Source organism: Alcaligenes sp. SORT26 (assembly GCF_017377875.1).
Lineage (GTDB): Bacteria > Pseudomonadota > Gammaproteobacteria > Burkholderiales > Burkholderiaceae_B > Alcaligenes > Alcaligenes parafaecalis.
The window spans coordinates 320,446-338,350 of the sequence record NZ_CP070975.1; the positions used below are offsets into that span (position 1 = coordinate 320,446).

16 protein-coding genes are annotated in these 17,905 nt (G+C 57.0%); 5 read left to right on the forward strand and 11 right to left on the reverse strand.

All coding sequences use genetic code 11. The features are described from left to right. Positions 1–17 precede the first annotated feature (17 nt). From JYG33_RS01450 to JYG33_RS01475, 6 genes are all read right to left on the reverse strand, one after another. Complete coding sequence (locus JYG33_RS01450; RefSeq protein ID WP_243430241.1) at positions 18–1,025, reverse strand: YeeE/YedE family protein; 1,008 nt, start codon at positions 1,023–1,025, stop codon at positions 18–20. A gap of 33 nt (positions 1,026–1,058) precedes the next feature. Further along, positions 1,059–2,354: an NAD(P)/FAD-dependent oxidoreductase gene (locus JYG33_RS01455; RefSeq protein WP_207873852.1), complete on the reverse strand. Its 1,296-nt coding sequence runs from the start codon at positions 2,352–2,354 to the stop codon at positions 1,059–1,061. Positions 2,355–2,356: 2 nt separating this feature from the next. Continuing rightward, entirely contained in the window at positions 2,357–2,713 is a 357-nt protein-coding gene (locus JYG33_RS01460; protein WP_207873853.1) for a c-type cytochrome, read from the reverse strand. Positions 2,714–2,876: 163 nt separating this feature from the next. Continuing rightward, a complete protein-coding gene (gene soxZ, locus JYG33_RS01465; protein WP_207873854.1) occupies positions 2,877–3,203 on the reverse strand; it encodes a thiosulfate oxidation carrier complex protein SoxZ in 327 nt (108 codons plus the stop codon). Between the two features lie 13 nt (positions 3,204–3,216). Then, positions 3,217–3,720 (reverse strand): thiosulfate oxidation carrier protein SoxY, encoded by a 504-nt coding sequence (locus JYG33_RS01470; protein WP_207873855.1) that lies wholly within the window; start codon positions 3,718–3,720, stop codon positions 3,217–3,219. Then, on the reverse strand, positions 3,707–5,035 hold the full coding sequence (locus tag JYG33_RS01475) for an FAD-dependent oxidoreductase (protein ID WP_207873856.1): 1,329 nt from the start codon (positions 5,033–5,035) through the stop codon (positions 3,707–3,709). Before JYG33_RS01475 ends, JYG33_RS01470 begins: the two co-directional genes overlap by 14 nt. A gap of 396 nt (positions 5,036–5,431) precedes the next feature. Between JYG33_RS01475 and JYG33_RS01480 the strand changes: the two genes are divergently transcribed. Next, complete coding sequence (locus JYG33_RS01480) at positions 5,432–5,641, forward strand: cold-shock protein (protein WP_109089477.1); 210 nt, start codon at positions 5,432–5,434, stop codon at positions 5,639–5,641. A gap of 248 nt (positions 5,642–5,889) precedes the next feature. Here the strand turns inward: JYG33_RS01480 and JYG33_RS01485 are convergent, their stop codons facing one another. Both JYG33_RS01485 and JYG33_RS01490 read right to left on the reverse strand, forming a co-directional pair. Then, positions 5,890–7,251, reverse strand: a complete 1,362-nt coding sequence (locus JYG33_RS01485) for an ATP-binding protein (RefSeq protein WP_207873857.1) — start codon at positions 7,249–7,251, stop codon at positions 5,890–5,892. 12 nt (positions 7,252–7,263) lie between these two features. Continuing rightward, on the reverse strand, positions 7,264–7,926 hold the full coding sequence (locus JYG33_RS01490; protein ID WP_207873858.1) for a response regulator: 663 nt from the start codon (positions 7,924–7,926) through the stop codon (positions 7,264–7,266). A 252-nt stretch (positions 7,927–8,178) separates the two neighbouring features. On the opposite strand from JYG33_RS01490, the gene JYG33_RS01495 reads away from it, so the two are divergent. The 4 genes from JYG33_RS01495 to JYG33_RS01510 are packed head-to-tail and all read left to right on the forward strand — an operon-like array spanning position 8,179 to position 12,355. Further along, positions 8,179–9,774 carry a cbb3-type cytochrome c oxidase subunit I gene (locus tag JYG33_RS01495; RefSeq protein ID WP_207873859.1) on the forward strand — a complete coding sequence of 532 codons (1,596 nt, stop codon included), beginning with the start codon at positions 8,179–8,181 and terminating at the stop codon, positions 9,772–9,774. Continuing rightward, positions 9,771–10,421, forward strand: a complete 651-nt coding sequence (locus JYG33_RS01500; protein ID WP_207873861.1) for a cbb3-type cytochrome c oxidase subunit II — start codon at positions 9,771–9,773, stop codon at positions 10,419–10,421. Before JYG33_RS01495 ends, JYG33_RS01500 begins: the two co-directional genes overlap by 4 nt. Before the next feature lie 14 nt (positions 10,422–10,435). Continuing rightward, positions 10,436–11,245, forward strand: coding sequence for a c-type cytochrome (locus tag JYG33_RS01505; RefSeq protein ID WP_243430242.1), 810 nt, complete (start codon positions 10,436–10,438; stop codon positions 11,243–11,245). Positions 11,246–11,266: 21 nt separating this feature from the next. Beyond that, positions 11,267–12,355: a c-type cytochrome gene (locus JYG33_RS01510; RefSeq protein WP_207873863.1), complete on the forward strand. Its 1,089-nt coding sequence runs from the start codon at positions 11,267–11,269 to the stop codon at positions 12,353–12,355. A gap of 1,218 nt (positions 12,356–13,573) precedes the next feature. On the opposite strand, the gene JYG33_RS01515 is transcribed toward JYG33_RS01510, so the two are convergent. The 3 genes from JYG33_RS01515 to JYG33_RS01525 all read right to left on the reverse strand — a co-directional run bounded on the left by JYG33_RS01515 (position 13,574) and on the right by JYG33_RS01525 (position 17,893). After that, positions 13,574–14,242 carry a metallophosphoesterase gene (locus JYG33_RS01515; protein ID WP_207873864.1) on the reverse strand — a complete coding sequence of 223 codons (669 nt, stop codon included), beginning with the start codon at positions 14,240–14,242 and terminating at the stop codon, positions 13,574–13,576. Positions 14,243–14,387: 145 nt separating this feature from the next. Then, the gene (locus JYG33_RS01520) at positions 14,388–16,727 is read right to left on the reverse strand and encodes a TonB-dependent siderophore receptor (RefSeq protein WP_243430243.1); all 2,340 of its coding nucleotides are present in this window, start codon (positions 16,725–16,727) and stop codon (positions 14,388–14,390) included. A gap of 179 nt (positions 16,728–16,906) precedes the next feature. After that, complete coding sequence (locus tag JYG33_RS01525) at positions 16,907–17,893, reverse strand: FecR family protein (protein WP_207873865.1); 987 nt, start codon at positions 17,891–17,893, stop codon at positions 16,907–16,909. Between the last annotated feature and the right edge of the window lie 12 nt (positions 17,894–17,905).

The following is a 17,905-nucleotide window of genomic DNA, read 5'->3' on the forward strand; positions in this document are numbered from 1 at the left end:
CTTATTGAAACACGGAGTCAGGCTGTTGGGCGGGTCCAGGTCAGACGGGAGCCGACGATAATACCCAGCACCGCCAGCAAGGAGGTCGCCGAGAGTGTAGACAAACCGCTTAAGCCCTGGCCTATGGTGCAGCCCAGAGCCAGCACGCCGCCCACTCCCATCAAGATTCCACCTGCGATAGAACGCAGCATCTGGCGGGGAGATTCAAAGCCTTCCAGCTTCCAGCGACGGCGCAGCAGAGCGCTGAGCAAAGAACCCAGTAACACACCAGCCACAATCAGGATGGTGAAACGGGGGCTCATGCCAGTGGAGATCATGGCGTATTGAATGCTTTCGCCAATGGGCGCGACAAAGCTGAGGGAACTGACGGGCAAAGGCTCGAAAGGATCATCGCCCAGCCAGCCGGTGGTCAGCCAGCCCGCCACAATCAGCAGTCCTACAAATGCTCCGGCCAACAGATCATTCAGGCGCTGGCCGTCCTGTCGGCGCAGCAAGGCAAAAGCGATCAAGGCGGCCACGATCACGGCAATGACGATAGAACGGACAGTGCCTGCAGCCAGCGTGACGGCGGGTACAGTCACGCTGCTGGCTTGGGCGATGCTCATGCGCAGCGGGGCCAGCAGGCCCGTCAAGGTGATATAGGCTGCAATCCCCAAGCAAAGCAGGACGACAAAGGAGCGCAAATTGCCTTGCCCCAACAAGACCAGGGCGCGTGCGCCGCAGCCGTTTGCCAGGGTCATGCCTGCCCCAAACAGCACACCGCCCACAGGCACCCATAGCCAGGAAAAGGTGGGGTTCAGGTACAGGACTTGATCCAGGCTGATCAGGCCATAGCCTGCCGCCAGTTGTGTCCCGGCCAAGGCCACGGCCAGCGCCAGGGCAAAACCCTGGAGCTTGTAGCCGCTGCGCCCGGACCAGCGCTCGGTCAAACCACGATAAAAGCAAAAACCACTGAGCTGGCCGCAGATGCCAAAGAGCAGGCCAATGGCCAAGCTGACCCACAGTACAAGTTCTGTATTCATCATGTGCGCTGGATGTTAGGACCGGGTTATGAACACTTAGCCTTTGGTGCCCCAGATGTCGCGGCTGATCGCGGCATACCAGGCTTCGCCGTACTGGGCTTCCTGCTTGCGGAAGGCCGGGCTGGCTTCTTTGGGGCTGACCCCGCCGGATGCTTCTGCCAGCTTGTCGTCTGCAAAGGCATACAAATGCCCAACAGAAATCCCGTAGTCGGGGGCGATCAGACTGTAGCAGGTATTGCTCAAGGTGGCTTGTGGCGAGGGCTTGCCGCTGAGCGCATTGATAATGGACGCTGCGGCCAGCTTGGCCTGCGTGTTGGCCGAGAAACCCGACTTGGGCATGGGCGAGGCAATCGTGGCATCGCCCACCACGTAGATGTCCTTGACCTGCTCGGACTCGAAGGTGTGCGGGTCAATAGGCACCCAGCCGCTGGCGTTGGTGACACCTGCCTGTTCGGCAATCGCCCCGGCTTTTTGTGGCGGGATCACGTTCAGTACATCGGCCTTGTGGATTTCGCCAAACTCGGTTTCCACGCTCAGTTTGGCCGCATCCACGCGGGTGACTTTGCCGTCTTTGGAGAAGGGCACCCATTCGATCATGTCGCCATAGACTTGCTTCCAGCCGTCCTGGAACAGGCCTTGTTTGGAGAAGTTGTCCTTGGCATCCAGAATCAGAATCTTGGATTTGGGTTTGTTTTGCTTGAAGTAGTGGGCCACCATGCTGGCGCGCTCGTAGGGGCCGGGCGGGCAGCGGAAGGGGTTTTCAGGAGCCACCATAATGAAGGTGCCGCCATTGGGCATGGCGTCCAACTGGCTTTTCAACAAGCGGGTTTGGTCGCCCGCTTTCCAGGCATGCGGAGCCAGAAAGGAAGCCGCTTCGTCGTAGCCTTCCAGTGTGTTCCAACGAAAATCAATACCGGGCGAGAGCAGCAGCTTGTCGTAAGACAGTTTCTGGCCCTTGGCCAAAGTCAGGGTTTTGGCCTGGGAATCAACAGCGGTGGCCAGATCGTGAATCACATCAATACCGGCTGCGCGCAAATCATCAAAACCGTGGCCTTGCTGCTCAAAGCGGCGCAAACCAGCCAGATACAAATTGGTGAAGGGGCAGGTGTAGAAAGTGGTGGCCGGTTCGATCAAAGTCACTTTCAGGGACGGATCGCCACGCTTCAGATAGCGAGCGGCGGTGGCGCCACCAAAGCCGCCACCGACCACAATCACATGGGCAGAACTGCTGCGTGCATAGACGGGCAGGGTGCTCAAGGCCAAACCGGCGACACCGGTTTTACCGACACGGCTCAGCCATTGGCGACGGGAGGAGTTTAAGGGTGTGCTCATTCTTAACGTCCTTCCGCAGCGCTGCGAGGGGTGGAGGAAACTTCAGAGAAATAACGGGCCAGGGCTTCCAGATCCGCGTCCTGGTAGCCTTTGACCAGGCGATTCATGATGGTGGTGCCAGCCGGTGGCTTGTCGGAGGCAAAAGCACGCAGTTGTTCCAGCAAGGTGGCTTCAGGGCGGCCAGCCAGGGAGGGGATCAGGGTCGTGGAACGCCCATCGGGGCCGTGACAGTTCGCACAGGAGCTGGCCACCGTTTTGATATCCAGTGTGCTGGAACTGGCCCAGACCGGGGCAGCGGCACTGCTGGCCGCCAACAGGGCAGGGGCAATAAGGAGACGACCTACCAGAGAGAGGGACATGGGCATTCTTCTTGTCAATGTGCATCGTTGTAGGAAAGGACGCCAAGCGTAGCATTCCCCTTAAGCCCCCCCTGTATGACTATATAGAACGCTGTTATGAACTCAGCGCCCGGGGTGGGCGCTGAAGAGGGGGGGAATGGGCGATGATGGCAGGCGGCGTGAATCAGCCGCTGATCGTCAGCTCCGTCTGGCCTTGGATGACGCTGCCCTGATCGTCTGTCCAGCTCATTTCCAGAGCCCCGGATTGCCGCGCGACAAAGGTGAATTCGATGTAGGGGTTTTGGGAAATCGCGGTTTCCGGCTGCCAGTTGAACAAGGGCTCACCGTTAAAAGTCGCCTTGAATTCGTTGATGATGTTGCGCGGTACAGCCTGGCCTTCTTTATTCAAGCGCAGGCCGCTTTCCATGCGGTGCTCGATCAGGGCGCGTACGCGCACAATATCGCCTGCTTTGGGTTTGGCATTGCTGATCCAGATACGTGGTTTGCTCATGAGTGCCCCTTGTTTACATGCCGCAGCCGCCAGCGGTCACGGTAATGTGATGCTGGGCGCTCAGGACGCGGCCATCGCTCAAGCGAGCCAGGGCGCGGATGGTTTGGGTTTCGATCAGACGCAGGCGTACGGCGACTTCTGTGGTGCCTGCCAGCGCGGTGAAGCTGAAGCGGCAAGCCAGTGGGTGCGGGTTGCCCTGGGCCAGAATGATCAGCTCCTGGCAATACACATCGTCGCTTAGCGGGGTATCCAGTACTACTTTCACCGGCACGGCAGCTGGGTTGTCGCCCAATGCGGGCATATCCAGTTTCAGGCCTTTGTCTTGTGGTGTGGCTCCTTTCAGGAACTCGTCCACAATGGCCTGCACCTGCGCCGCGGTGGCCGGTTTCAGAAGCTGGTCAAAGGCCACTTGCGCATGCAGATTGATGGGTAGCCAAGCGGCACCCAGTCCCGCTGCACTGCCCAGCAAAAGCTGGCGGCGGCGGACAAAGCGAGAGGGAAGTTTAGAGGAAGTCATTGAAACGGCTCTGGATCCACTGAAAGTCTTCTTGAACAAGGTCGGGGGTGCGTACATCCATATCAATCTGCGTTTGCAGAACTTTGCCGCTTGCATCCAGCTCGTATTCAAACTTGACCGAGATTTCTTCTTGCGGATCCCCGTTGACCATCATGTAGCACAGGTTGTCGGGCAGCACGGGCACTACTTCCTTGCCCGCGATGCGTTCGGCCAGATTCTGGGAAACAATCTTGGCAACGGCGTGCGCCACGTGGGCGCTCTTGGGGTAGTGGCCGAACTGGTCGGAAATAAAGCCCATGGAGTCCCCCACCACATAGACATTGTCGTCGTCGCGGGCGGTGAACAGACGCGGGTCAATATTGGCCCAGCCGGTCGGTTTGCCGTCGGGGCCGGTGCCGACCAAACCAGCATTCCAGACCATATCGGCTGCTTGATGGGGCGGCATCAGCACGGCGTCGTCAAAATCAAAGTCGCCTGCTGTGGTCTTGATGTGTTTCTTGAATGGATCAACTTCGCGTACACGGGCATTGGGCACGTGGGTGATGATGTCCGGGTACAGCTCCTGGAAGGCGGCCCGGTAGCCTTCGCCAATGGGGGCGATGGTGGGCTTGGGATCCAGAATAATAATCTTGCCTGGAATCTTGTTGGACTTGATATGCCAGGCCATCAGACAGGCGCGCTCATAGGGCGAGGGCGGGCAACGATGAGGCGGTGGCGGCAGTGTCATGACAATCGTGCCGCCCTTGAAGGCTTTGAGCTTGTTCTTCAGAGCGAACATCTCGGCATTCGGGATGTAGGCATTGGGGAAGTGCTGGCGGGTGTATTCAGCCGCGTACGTGTCATTCCCGAACCAGGCGTCGTAGGCGTTACGTATGCCGCCTGACAGGATCAGGTAGTCGTAGCTCAAGGCGCCCTGGGTTGTGCGTACGGTTTTCTTGTCTCGCTCGATGGCCGTGACTTCGGCATGCACCAGGTTGTACCCATACTTGATGGCGGGCGCCAGCATGTCGTGGTTCAGGAAATCAGTGTTGACGATATCAATCAGCCACTTGTTGCTCATGGGCCCGGACCAGAACGTGGGATTGCGCTCAATCAGGACCACTTGTGCTTGCGGGACCAGCTTGGACAGATATTTGGCAGCGGTCATCCCGCCCCAGCCGCCACCGCAAATCACAATGCGCGGCCCCTTGGTGTGGGGCGGCAGGATCTGGCTGGTATTGGTGATGATGGCAGGGGCAGAAAGGCTGGCGGAGGGGAGAACCAGGGTTCCCAGTGCGGCGGCTGGCGTGGCCAGCATGAAGCTTCTACGATTCATTTTTATGCTCCTCGTGATCATGACATGACACACGTCAATCAGGATTAGTAGCCCGCTTAGTGCGAGCCAGTATAGCCAAGAGTGCTTGAACTGCGTGGGGATTTTTATATTCGACTGGGGGTTCAAGAGTAGCGCGGGGCGCCAGTGCGGGCTGCCCGCTGAAGGGAACGTGAGCTAGCCAGGAAGTGAACCAGAACCGAGATCCTTGTATGCAGGTGCAAAGGTCTTGATGGTGCGATGAAAAGCGGAAAAAGGCCCCGAAGTGGTTCAGGAAACAACAGAAATGCCTTATTTTCGGGATTAAAAAGTAACGAAGCTATCTTTGTAGGCCTAATCAGAGGATAGTGCTGAAAGGGGAAATTATTTCCCTGATTATTATTACATTTAGGACTTATTTTGAAGACAGAAATTGGTATTGTGAAGTGGTTCAACAGCGAAAAAGGCTTCGGATTCATCGTGCCGGAGAACGGCGGCAAGGATCTCTTCGCACACCACAGTGAAATTCAGGGAACCGGGTTCAAAACTCTGGAAGAGAACCAACGCGTTTCCTTCGTGGAAGGTGCGGGTCAAAAAGGCCCATGCGCAACCAAGATTCAAATTCTTTGATGATTGGCTTGCCTGATTAGGCAAGCGCAGCGTCAAACTGAAAAGGCCGGACCCTTTATGGGATCTGGCCTTTTTTTATGGCTTCTTCAGCGTGAAGACGCCTAGATCTGACAGGGGGCAGGTTACGCAGCGCTGAGGTGTTTCGTCTTTAGACTGATTGGCAATCCGCAATCCGCAATCCGCAATCCGCAATCCGCAATCCGCAATCAGTGCACTGTGTACAAGGCACTGTGCTGACGGTGGGGTAATTAGTTGTACGGCGGTGTGGCTGTACCGATAGGCACAGTCAGCCGTGCTTCCAGCCCCCCGCTTTGGCGATTGAGCAGTTCCAGAGTCCCGCCATGCTGGGTCGCGATGGCGTTCACAATAGACAAGCCCAGCCCATAACCCGCCTGCTGCTGCGAGCCGCGCCAAAAGCGGTTCATGGCCAGATCGCGCTCGCGTTCACTTAAGCCGGGGCCGTGGTCCAGCACGCTGATACGTAAAAAGCCCGGTTCATCCGCCTCAATACGCAGGCTGATCGGTTGTACGGCCTGGGTGTAGCGCAAGGCATTATCAATCAGGTTTTGCACGGCGACAGTCAGCAGGGATTTCTCGATCCGCACTGGGCCGGGCTTGCTGCATATATCCAGAGTGATCTGGTCGATGGTGTCGCCGTAGATGGCTTTGAGCGCATGCAGGGCGGCGTACACGGCCTCATCGGCCTGGCTGCTTTCCATGCTGGCACTTTGACCGTCCAGACGGGCCAGTTCCAGCAGTCGTTGCAGAATATTTTGCAGTTGCTGCACGCCTTGATCTGCCTGGCTCAAGGCGGTATCCAGCGTATTGCGCTCGCCGGGCCGCTGTGCGGCCAGATGGGCGACTTGAATATGGGTTTTGATCCCCGTAAGCGGGGTGCGTAGCTCGTGGGCCGCGCTATCGGTAAAGCGGCGCTCGCGCATGATGGCGGCTTGCTGGCGCTCCAGCAGTTCCTCGATGGTGCGCAGCAAGGGTTGCAGTTCAACCGGCGCTTTGACCTTGGGCAGGGGGCTATCGTCCCCAGGGCGGCGGCGGGACAGCAAATCCCGAATCCGTTCCAGTGGGGCCAGACCGTGCGTAATCCCTATCCATAGCAGCAACAAGCTGCCAAACAGGGCCACCACAAAGGGCAGGCCTGCCGAGATCATGATTCCCCGCACCAGCGATTCGCGGATTTCGATGCTGTCCGCCGCAGCGATTTGAATATGACCTTCGCGCAAGACAAAGGTACGCCAGCGCTTGCCGCCGTGCATATGGGTACCAAAACCCAGCGCCACTTGTGACATATCCGGGCTGCCGGCCGTCCGGCTGACGGCTTGAATTTCCACTTCACTGCGTACCACGCTGATTTCGCAGGCCACACCATCACGGGCAATGATGTCCAAAGGCCGCTCGGCTGATTGGGCCAGTTCCTGCAAATTCGGAAATTGGGCGACCAGCCCGGCCACCATACGGGCCGACGCCGCCAAGCGGCTGTCCAGCGCTTCACGTAAGGACTGGCGTGCATCCATCAGCATCCAGGTGGCTACAGCGCTCCACAGGACTGTCAGGGAGATGCCGATAATCAGCAGCAGTCTAAGGCGTAAGCTCATGGTGTGGCGGACCTAACCGGCAGGCCCCAGCTTGTAACCCAGGCCGCGTACGGTCTCGACAATATGGCTGCCCAGCTTGCGGCGCAAATGGTAGATATGAACATTGATGGCGTTACTTTCCAGGTCCTGGTCGTAACCGTAGACGCTGTCACAAAGTTGTTCTGCACTCAAAATCGAATTGGGTTTATTAAGCAGGGCGCGCAGCAAGGACAGCTCGCGGCGCGCCAGATTGACCGGCTTGCCATCCAAAGTGACCTGGCCGGTGGACGCACAGAAACTCAGCCGCCCATATTCAATGCAGTCCGTGTCATGCCCGGCTAGACGCCGGGTCAGCACATGCAGGCGCGCCAGCAGCTCGTCCAGGTCAAAGGGCTTGATGACGTAATCATCGCCCCCGCCCAATAGCCCCTCGACCCGGTGATGCAGGGCATCGCGGGCCGTCAAAATCAGAATAGGCAGTTTGCGGCCTTGTTCGCGCCAGCGGCGCAGCAGTGTCAGGCCGTCCTGATCGGGCAAGCCCAGATCCAGAATACAGACATCAAAGTGGGAAGACAGCAGGGCGGTATCAGCCAGGCTGGCCGTGCCGACATGGTCCACCGTCAGCCCATGCAGTCGCAAGCCCGCCACAATTCCGCTGGCGACAAGCGCATCATCTTCAACAAGTAAAACGTGCATTCTCCCCCCTGTAGCGAATGCGGCTTGTGCAGGCAAAGCCTGATGTTTATTACGTTTCGGCGTTCATGTTAGCAGCCTTGAGGGCAGGGGCGAGAGGGAAAATTCTCTTAATTTGGCCTTAATCCTGATCCTCTACTGTGATGTAGATTGCATTGCATTTGTATCTCGGTACTTACTTTTTTAATAAAACCGGCTTGGGCAATGACGTTTCTCTAGGCTTAGCCGCATGACAGATATCGGGCATTTACTCACATGACTCCTATATTAGGAATATTACTGGCGACCAGTTTTGTCGCCTCTTTGGTGGCACTGGGCATTCTTGTCTGGGCCGTGGCAAACAAGCTGATCTTCGTTGGGAAGAACGAAGCTGAGACCATCTTCATGAAAGGTGAGCTTGGGCAGCCTGATGATAGTGCTTCCTTTGGGGGGGAGAACGAAGCACATACTCATCGTTTTGACGTTTTGCGTGCGGGCATTGACCGCAGTGGTCGGGGGCCGGTTCTGCTTCTGGTCACGGTCGGAATTACCTGGCTGCTGATTGGTTCGGTATTTGGCGTGATGGCCTCGCTGAAGCTGCACTGGCCGGATTGGCTGGCCGATGTGGCACAAGTGACCTTTGGTCGCGCACGTACCTTGCACCTGAACATCGTGGCCTATGGCTGGCTGTCGGTAACCGGGATTGGTGTGGCTTTATGGCTATTGCCCCGTATTTTTCATACCCCGCTGCGACGCCCGAATATGGTTTATGTGGGTGCGGCGCTGTGGACTCTGGGCGTATTGGGCGGCACGATTGCCGTGGCTAATGGCTGGTCCGATGGTATCGAGTGGCTGGAATTCCCCTGGCAGATCGATATTCTGCTGGCGGTAGGGGGCTTTTTCCTGGCCTGGCCTGCGATTGAAACCGCAGCCAACCGCAAGTCGCGCCATATCTATGTGTCGGGCTGGTACTTCCTGGCCGGGATGGTCTGGTTTCCCTTTCTGTTCCTGGTCTCCAACATCCCTGGCCTGCATATCGGTGCTCAACAAGCGACGGTGAACTGGTGGTTTGCCCACAACGTGCTGGGTCTGTGGCTGACACCGATGGGTGTGGGCGCTGCCTACTACATCATCCCCAAAATCATCGGCAAACCCGTGTATTCCTACAACGTGTCCTTGCTGGGTTTCTGGAGTCTGGCGCTGTTCTACAGCCAGGTCGGTATTCACCACTTGATGGGTGGTCCGGTGCCAACCTGGGCCGTCACCTTGTCTGTGGTGCACAGCATCATGATGTTTGTACCGGTGATTGCCGTGGCGATTAACCAGCACGTGACGGTTGCGCAGAACTTGTGGGCCTTCAAGCAATCCATGGCCCTGCGTTTCGTCTGGATTGGCGCGCTAATGTACACCTTGTCGTCTTTCCAGGGTTCGCTGGAAGCGATCCGTTCGGTGAACTCGGTCACGCACTTTACGCATTACACCGTGGGTCACGCTCACCTGGGTGCGTATGGCTTTGTATCCATGGTGATGTTCGGCACGTTGTATTACATGATGCCGCACATTCTGGGACGCCGCTGGCCCTTCCCGGCTTTGATCAAGACCCACTTCTGGCTGGTGACTGCAGGCTTCACGATTTACGTGCTGGCCCTGAGCATTGCCGGTGTGGTGCAGGGCATGGGCTTGATGGACCCTGGTTCAAGTTTTGGTGAGATCACTCACAAGATGGTTCCCTATCTGGAAGCCCGCTCCATTGGCGGCACCATGATGACCTTGGGCCATTTCATCTTTGCCGCTCACTTTGCCTTGCTCTTGCTGCGCAAAAATCCCGCAACAACAGCGACTCCAACACTTGCTCAGGCAGATGCGTCATGAATCGACTCTTACCATTACTAATCGGGGCTATCGGCGTACTGCTGCTGGCGACCTTGATGCTGGTGATTCTGCCAGCCTGGCAATTGCGCACGTCCGAGCCACCGGAGCAATTGAAGCCCTATACCGCCCAGCAATTGCTGGGGCGTGACGAGTACGTGGCCAATGGCTGTTTGTACTGTCACAGCCAGCAGCCGCGTTCCACCGGTCAAACCCTGTTTGATACGGCACGTGGCTGGGGCCGTGCGTCCACACCGGGCGATTACTTTTACGACTCGCCCCACCTGCTGGGCACCATGCGTACCGGTCCCGACCTGTTCAACGTCGGTGCGCGCATGAAAAGCCGTGACTGGCATTTGACCCATCTGTATCAGCCTCGTGCGATTTTTGACTGGAGCCTGATGCCGTCCTACCCCTATATGTTCGAGCTGAAAGACCAAGTTGCCGAAGGCGATGTGGTGGTGCGTTTGCCGGAATCCTTGCAGCCTGCGGGCAAGCATGTGGTCGCCCGCAAGGAGGCCCTGGATTTGGTGGAGTACCTGCTGGCTTTGGACCGCACTTATGCGACCAGCGCCCAGGAGCTTGATAAACGTGACCGTGGTTACGACCGTCGCGCCGCAGAGGCCTCGACCGAGTCGGGCGCTAAATAGGACAAGTCATGACAATGGAAAAAGTTTCTAGTTCGCCCCAGGTCGAGAATATCGACCCCACCTTTGAGCCGTGGGAACCCCCGCGTCCCATTCCGATTTTCCTGCTCGCCGTTCTGGTGGCCTTGGCCCTGGCTGGTGTGGGCCTGTACCTGCACGATCTGGCACCGCATGCGGCACCGGATGAGCCTACGGCTCCCATCATCCATTCCAATGCGGGTGGCACGCCTGTGGTGCCTGCCATTCCTGCCCTGAAAGATGCACCGGTGCTGGTGCATTCCGGGCAGGGCAGTGTCTGGAGCTGTGCGTCCTGCCACGGCGAGGCCGGTGAAGGTGCGGGCATCACGCCACGTCTGGCCGGTATGCCCGAGGCGTATCTGCTCAAGCAGTTGGAGGATTTTGCTCAAGGTACGCGTTTGAACGAGTCCATGCAGTACGTGGCTCGAGGCCTGAAGCCGGACGATATGAAAGAGCTGGCTACCTACTACGCCAAGCTGCCTGCCCCTGCCATCAATGTGCCCAGTTCGGAAGCGAATCTGGCGCGTGGCGAGGCCCTGTTTCACAAAGGCGATTGGAAGCAGAACGTGCCTGCATGTATCAGTTGCCACGGCAGTCAGGGTGAGGGCGTTGGCACCTCTTTCCCACCCTTGGCCGCGCAACAGGCGGACTACCTGTTCAGTCAGTTGTCGGCCTGGAAAGGTGGGCATCGTCATAACTCGCCGCAAAGCCTGATGGATGACATCGCCTCGCGCTTGTCCTACGAGGACCTGTATGCGGTTTCCTACTACGCCGCCTCGCTGCCTGCTAATGGCAAGCAGGCGAAATAAGATCAAAACAGAGAGCTTCTTATGAAAGACACTCAAAACAATGGTCGCAGCAAGCCCGCCATGTCGGGCGGACGCAGACTGGCCTGGGGGGCCGGTATTGGTGTGCTGCTTTTTGCAATTGGCTATGGCCTGAATGCCAAGGGCTGGTTGTCGTTTTCGTTTGGGTCGCCCGATCAGGCGACGACTCAGATTGGTAATGCAGGCTATAGCCGCGAGGCGATGGAAGCGGACCGCAAAGTTCAGAGCAAGGATAAGCATGCGGTGACGGCGGGTATGCCAGTGGGGGCGGATGGCTACTATGTGCCGCCACCAGAAAGCAGCATTCCCGCTACGCCTTATGGCGAGGCGATTCGTCGTGGTCAGAAGATTTTTATGGAAACGTCGACCACGGTGTCCGATCACGTGGGCAATACGTTGGCGTGTGTGAACTGTCACTTGGACGGTGGTCGTCGTGAGCACTCCGCCCCGATGTGGGGGGCGTATGTCAGCTACCCGGCTTATCGCGCCAAGACCAAGGCCATCAGCACGCTGGAAGATCGCATTATTGGCTGTTTTACGTTTTCCATGAATGCGCAGGCGTCGCCCTCGGGCATTGCGCCTCCGGCTGGCAGCGATGTGTATCGCGATTTGATGACGTATATGTACTGGATGTCTGATGGTGCGCCGACGGGGCAGAAGTTACCCGGTGCCGGTTTCCCCAAGGTCAAAAAGACCGAGCTGGGTTATGACGTAGCCCGTGGGAAAGAGGTCTACACTAATAACTGTGTGCTCTGTCATGCGGTGGATGGTCAGGGGCAGAAGGATGCTGAAAGTGGAGTCGTGTTCCCGCCTTTGTGGGGGGCTAACTCCTATAACTGGGGTGCGGGCATGGCGCGTATTGATACGGCGGCCGGTTTTATCAAGGCCAATATGCCTTTGGGTAAGCCGTTCTCTTTGTCTGATCAGGATGCGTGGGACGTAGCGGCGTATATCAATAGCCATGAGCGTCCCAAGGATGCGCGTCAGAAAGGCACTGTTGAGGAGGCTCGTGTCGAGTTCCACGATGGTGAGGAAAGCTATTACGGTAAAGATGTGAACGGTGTGATTGTGGGTGGGGGCGTGGAGAAGTAAGCCTTTGGCCTATCCGCTGTTTGTTTGAAGATGAAATCGCCTCAGTTTCTTTTGGGAACTGGGGCGGTTTTGTTTTGGTTCTCTTCTTCTTCGTTTTGCGCCGTTGCTGTGTACGGAGCAGAAGGTTTGCTGAGTATGGGGACAAGGAGCGGAGAGGCTGCATGTTTAGATAGTGCCTCGTGAAAACGCCGGTCTGGGCCGGGGGGCCGTCCTCTGGGCTTGGCTCCTTGCCGGTGCTGCGCACCGGTGCCCTGGTCAGGCTTGCTATTCGGGCGCGCCCTGAACTCGCACGATAGTTTGTCCCCCGGACAAACTATAAGCGTCGTGCTCAAACAGCAGGGCGCTTGCACCCCGAATAGCAAGCCCGCCTGCGGCAAGAAGCCTGAATCGCCCAGAGGACGGCCCCCCGGCCCAGACCGGCTCACAATGACTATAAATATGCGGCCTTCTTCCTTTTGTGGACTGGCTGTGTGTGGTTCTCTTATTTGCTGTAGTTGCTTAGGGGCGATTGAGGGGGCGAGGGTTGCTTGTTGATCCTCACTTTCAATAGTTGGCGGTGGGGGAGTGGCGGATAGAAAAATCGGTGCCAATTATTAACTGTCGGGTGCCAGGTGCTTTATGGGAGCATGAAGCTTGCTGAGGATACCCAGACTTAACAAGCAGTCGCGTGTAATTTTGAGCTTGTCGTTTGTCTTTGAAGCCAAAGTCAAAGCGCTTGTCATGATAATTGTTGTTCAGGTAGCCATAGATAGCGCGAGAGATCTGTGCCGGGATTGATGAAGATAGGCTTGTACGTGATCAGAGGGGGTGTCATTAATTCCGTGTTCAGGGCAAGTTGAATATCAGCCATTTGCCATTAGCCTTCAGCCATCAGCACTCAGTAATCAACAATTAGCTGCGGCAGAAGGATTGTTTTTGTAAATAATCGCTGAGAGCTGTTTCGGTCCTGCTGGGGTGTCGGGGCGATTCAGAGTACTGGCCGCAGGCGAGGGCTCGATCGGGGGTGCAAGCATCCTGCTGTTTGAGCACGACGCTTATGGTTTGTCCGGGGGACAAACCATCGTGCGAGTTCAGGATGCGCCCCGATTGAGCCTTCGACAAGGGGACCGGTGCGTAGCGCCGGCCAGTGCTCAGCCCCGACACCCCAGCAGGACCGAAACAGCGTCTTCCCAGAGACTAATCCTGCAATCACAACCCGTAATCGAAAACAAAGCACACCTACAAAGCCACCAATCGCTTCAAATCCAGCAAGGTGAAATGCCCATGATCCAGCCACCCGCCGGTATCAATGAAAAACACATTCCCCAGTTGCCGCATTTGATGAGTCGTCTGATGCCCATGCACCAAGGCCCGAACCCCACCCACCATGCCATCGTAGCCAGTGACATATCGATCTCTGGACCACATACAGACATAGCGGTCATTCGCATCAAAACTCTCGGTATGGATGTGCTGCCAATCGTCGTAAGGAAAGTCGGCATGCACCACACCAACCATCCCTAAAGGCGTTTCAATTTCCATCGCCAAAGGCAGGGCCTGCAAACGTCGGGCGATAAGAGCTTGTTCGTCCTGCGTGCAGTCATCCAGCCACAGCCCACCGTGAACACGATGGTCTACCTCTTGAATCGGCTGCCCAATCGCCCGCCGCCAGGTTAGCTGCTCGTGATTGCCACAAATCGCATGAAACCAGGGCAGATCCAACCACTGCAACACATGGTGCGATTCCGGCCCACGATCCACCAGATCACCCACTGAAAAAAGCCTGTCCCTGGACGGATCAAAGCGAATCCGCTTCAAAGCCGCGTTCAATTTGGTGAAGCAACCGTGAATATCGCCCACGGCAATATCGCGCCCCAAGGTGTTCTGGCTGAAGTGTGCTACCTGCATGATGATGAAACCCAGACGAGGTGAAACGTGCCCATCACGGTACTCAGAGCAGCAGGTCGAGTCAAGAAAGACGCGGCCTGCCGCTGCACTCAGTCAGAGAAAGCCGTACTTGCCCGGCAAGACAGCCTCATGTCCAGCAACATGATTACCAATACAAATTCATGTTCAGCATCACTTCTCGCTCCATGCCACGGAACTGACCGGTGTAATACTTCTTGTTGAATACATTGTTGACGTTCAAGGCCACCCGGTAGCGGGAGGTCTCATAGGCAATTGCCATGTCTGCCAGTGTGAATGACGGGTTGTAGTTCAGGCTGCCATCAGGTCTTACATCATTAGGCGATTTGCCCCGGTAACGAACACCCGCCCCCAACATCAAGCCCTGAATCTGTTGTGGACGATAGTCCAGCCACAGACTGGCCGTCTGACGGGCTGTTTGTAGTGTTTGCCGATCAATCTCCGCCGGACGTTCGCTTTGTGTGGTCCGTGGGTCCAGATAGGTATAGCCTGCCATCACATTCAATTGGGAGGTAATGGGCAGCTTGGCTTCCAGCTCAATCCCGGTAGAGCGCACTTCGCCTGTCTGCACGCTGAAACGGGGAAAGTTGGGGTCGGGCGTTGTGACATTGGTCTGGCGCAAATCAAACACGGCGGCCGTAATCAGGGCGTCGGTGCCTGGTGGCTGATACTTCACCCCGGCTTCGTATTGCTTGCCTTCGCGTGGTTTGAACGCCGTGCCATCGGCGGCTCGGCCTGTCGTCGGATCAAAGGCCGTGGAGTAGCTGATGTAAGGGGCCACGCCATTGTCAAACAGATACAGTAAACCGGCACTACCAGTGGTGGCACGATCAGTCATGCGGGGTTGGGTCGCACTGCTTTGTACGGTTCGAGCGGTATCGTGACGCAAGTTGACATTAGCAACCCACTTATCCCATTTGAGCTGGTTCAGCATATAGATACCTGTCTGCTTCAGATCGCGCTCGGAGTAGTCCAGTTCGGGAGGGGCAATGGAAAGCCCGTAAACCGGGTCCAGCATATCCAGATCGGGTACGTTCCAACCAAAGCCCAAACCGTCATTTTCTTTGTAGCGCAGATAATCCACTCCGAATTCCAGAGTGTGTTCGACGGGGCCCCAGTTGAAATCTTTGCCAGCACGGCTATCGACCGTGAAGGTTCGGCCTTTGGTTTCTTGAGCCAGACTGGCCCGCGAGACGCTGCGCTGGTCGGCCAGAACTGCCATGGCGTAGATGTGCCGGTAATCAATTTCTATTTCTGAATAGCGCAGGTTTTGACGCAAACGCCAGCCGTTTTCAGTGTCATGTTCCAAGGCGTAGCCGATGGCTTTGGTATCGCGATTGAAGTAGTCAAAGGCGGGGTCCCCGGCTGTGCGCTTGAGCGGCAAGTCGGTGACTTCGGGGTAATAAAACAGATTGGGCCACCAGGATTTTGGGGTGCCGCGTTCGCGCGAGTAAGAGCCCAACAGCGTCAGGCTAGTGCGATCAGACAGCTTCCAAAGCAGGGAAGGGGAAACAGAGACGCGATCGTCGCGCGAGTCTATGGTGCGTCCATGGCTTTTACGGCCAGAAAAATTCAGGCGATACAGCAAGGATTGATCGTCGTTCAAAGCGCCGCCGATATCAGCCGTTAATTGACGGCGCTGGTAGCTGCCATAGCCCAGGCCCAGACTATTGACGTGGTCGGCGGTGGGGCGTTTTGACACTACATTGACCACTCCGCCGGGGCGGCCCTGGCCATAGAGGACCGAGGCGGGGCCTTTCAGTACTTCGATGCTGTCCAGGCTGTCCATATCGTCGTTCCAGGAACCGTAGGTTCCGGCCGAGAGCTGCTTCAAGCCGTCTTTGTAATAGGCGCTGCCGTCACTGAAACCACGGATGACCGCACCGCTCATGCGCAGATCGCCCGAGCCGGAAACATCGGTTTGTACACCGGGGGTATAGGCCAGGGCACGCTCAATACTTTGCGGAGCCAGAACTTTGAGCTGCTTTTGCGTAACGATGGAGATTGAGCGAGGGGTTTCGATCAAGGGGGTGTCCAGCTTGCCACTGCGGCTGTTCAGGGCGGTGTAGCTGTCCGAGGTGTCTGTCGGGGCGCGTCGGATGGTGACGGGGGTAAGTTGAGTGACGCCCGCCGACAAGGTAATGGTATTGCCATCCCTGGCATAGTTGATGCCGCTGCCGTCCAGCAGTTTACGCAGCGCCTGCTCGGGAGATAGACGGCCTGAGACTGCTGGAGCCTGGCGGCCAGCAACCACATCCTGAGAGAAAAATATCTGCAGAGAGGTTTGTTCGCCCAATTGCAGCAAGGCATCGCCTAAAGGCTGGGCCTGGATTTGAATAGAGGTGGTTTGTTGGGCCAATGCAGCCGAAGGAGCCAGGCTGAAAGCCAGACTCAAGCTGAAGGTCAGGGCACTCAGGTTCACTCGCAAAAGGGGCAAGCTGCGGCGACGTTGGGTAAAAGGGCTCACGATCCTACGTTTTCCAATGAAAATATGTCTCGCGCGATGGGCGCGCCAAGCCTTTGGCCAAAGGGACTCAAGAGGCTGACGCCTAATGCGTAGCCCCCTTCACCTACCTAGACGCGCAAGGTGGCAGATCACCGGAATGAGAATCATGATTATTTTGTAACAGGCACAAAAGCCGTGTTTTAGCGCGCAACGATGTGCAGCACCTCAGCCGCATCGGCTTGAATGCGGATCGGAGCAATAGCGGGCAGAGCCTTGATGACGGTCTCGGGCTGATCAATGTCGAAGATCCCGGAAATACGGTGCTGGCGCAGCGTTGGGGCGTCCAGACTTAAGGTCTGCGGCAGATAGCGGGCCATTTCCTGCACGACCGTCTCCAGAGGCGTATTTCTGAAAATAATCTTGCCGCGTTGCCAGGCTGTCAGGCTTTCTATATCGGCGCTTTGCACGGGGCTGGGTTCGGCGCCCTGGCGCAACAGAACTTGTTGTTGAGCACCTAACAGGCGTTCTTGTCGACGCCACCACGGCCCGGACTGCACTTTTACCGAGCCGGATTGAACGCTGACCAGAACGCTGTCTGTTTCGCGTCGCACGTTAAAGCGGGTGCCTGTAACGGTAATGGTCCCCAAATCGGTATGCACGATAAAGGGTAGGGTTTGGAAATGCTCGACGGAAAAAAAGACTTCACCCTGAATCAGTTCAACTTCTCGTCGGTCTACAGACAGGCGGGCTTGGGCGATGGTGTTGGTATTCAGGTCCACGATGGAGCCATCCGGCAACTTGATCTGTTTACGCTCACCTTTGGCGGTGACGAGCTGCACGGTTTCGTGAGCGGAGTCCATCCATCCAGACTGATACAAGGTTCCGGCGGTCAGGGCCAGGACGCCCAGCGTGCCCAGACCCAAAGTCAGGTAACGGCGCTTTGCGGATGGAATGGTCACTGGGGAAGTGGGCAGCAGGCTACGCAGACGCTCATCCGGTACGGCTTGGGTGGCGCGCCAAAGATACTCGACTTCCCGGTAGTGGCGCTCGTTTTCAGGGTCAGCGTCTCGCCAGGCTTGGAAGGCCTGATGATCCTGCTCGCTGGCTTCCCCCGATTGCATACGGGCGAACCAGTGAGCGGCATCGCTAGGGTGATCCAGATCGTCGGAGGAAGGAGGGCAGGTCATTGCGCGGGCTTT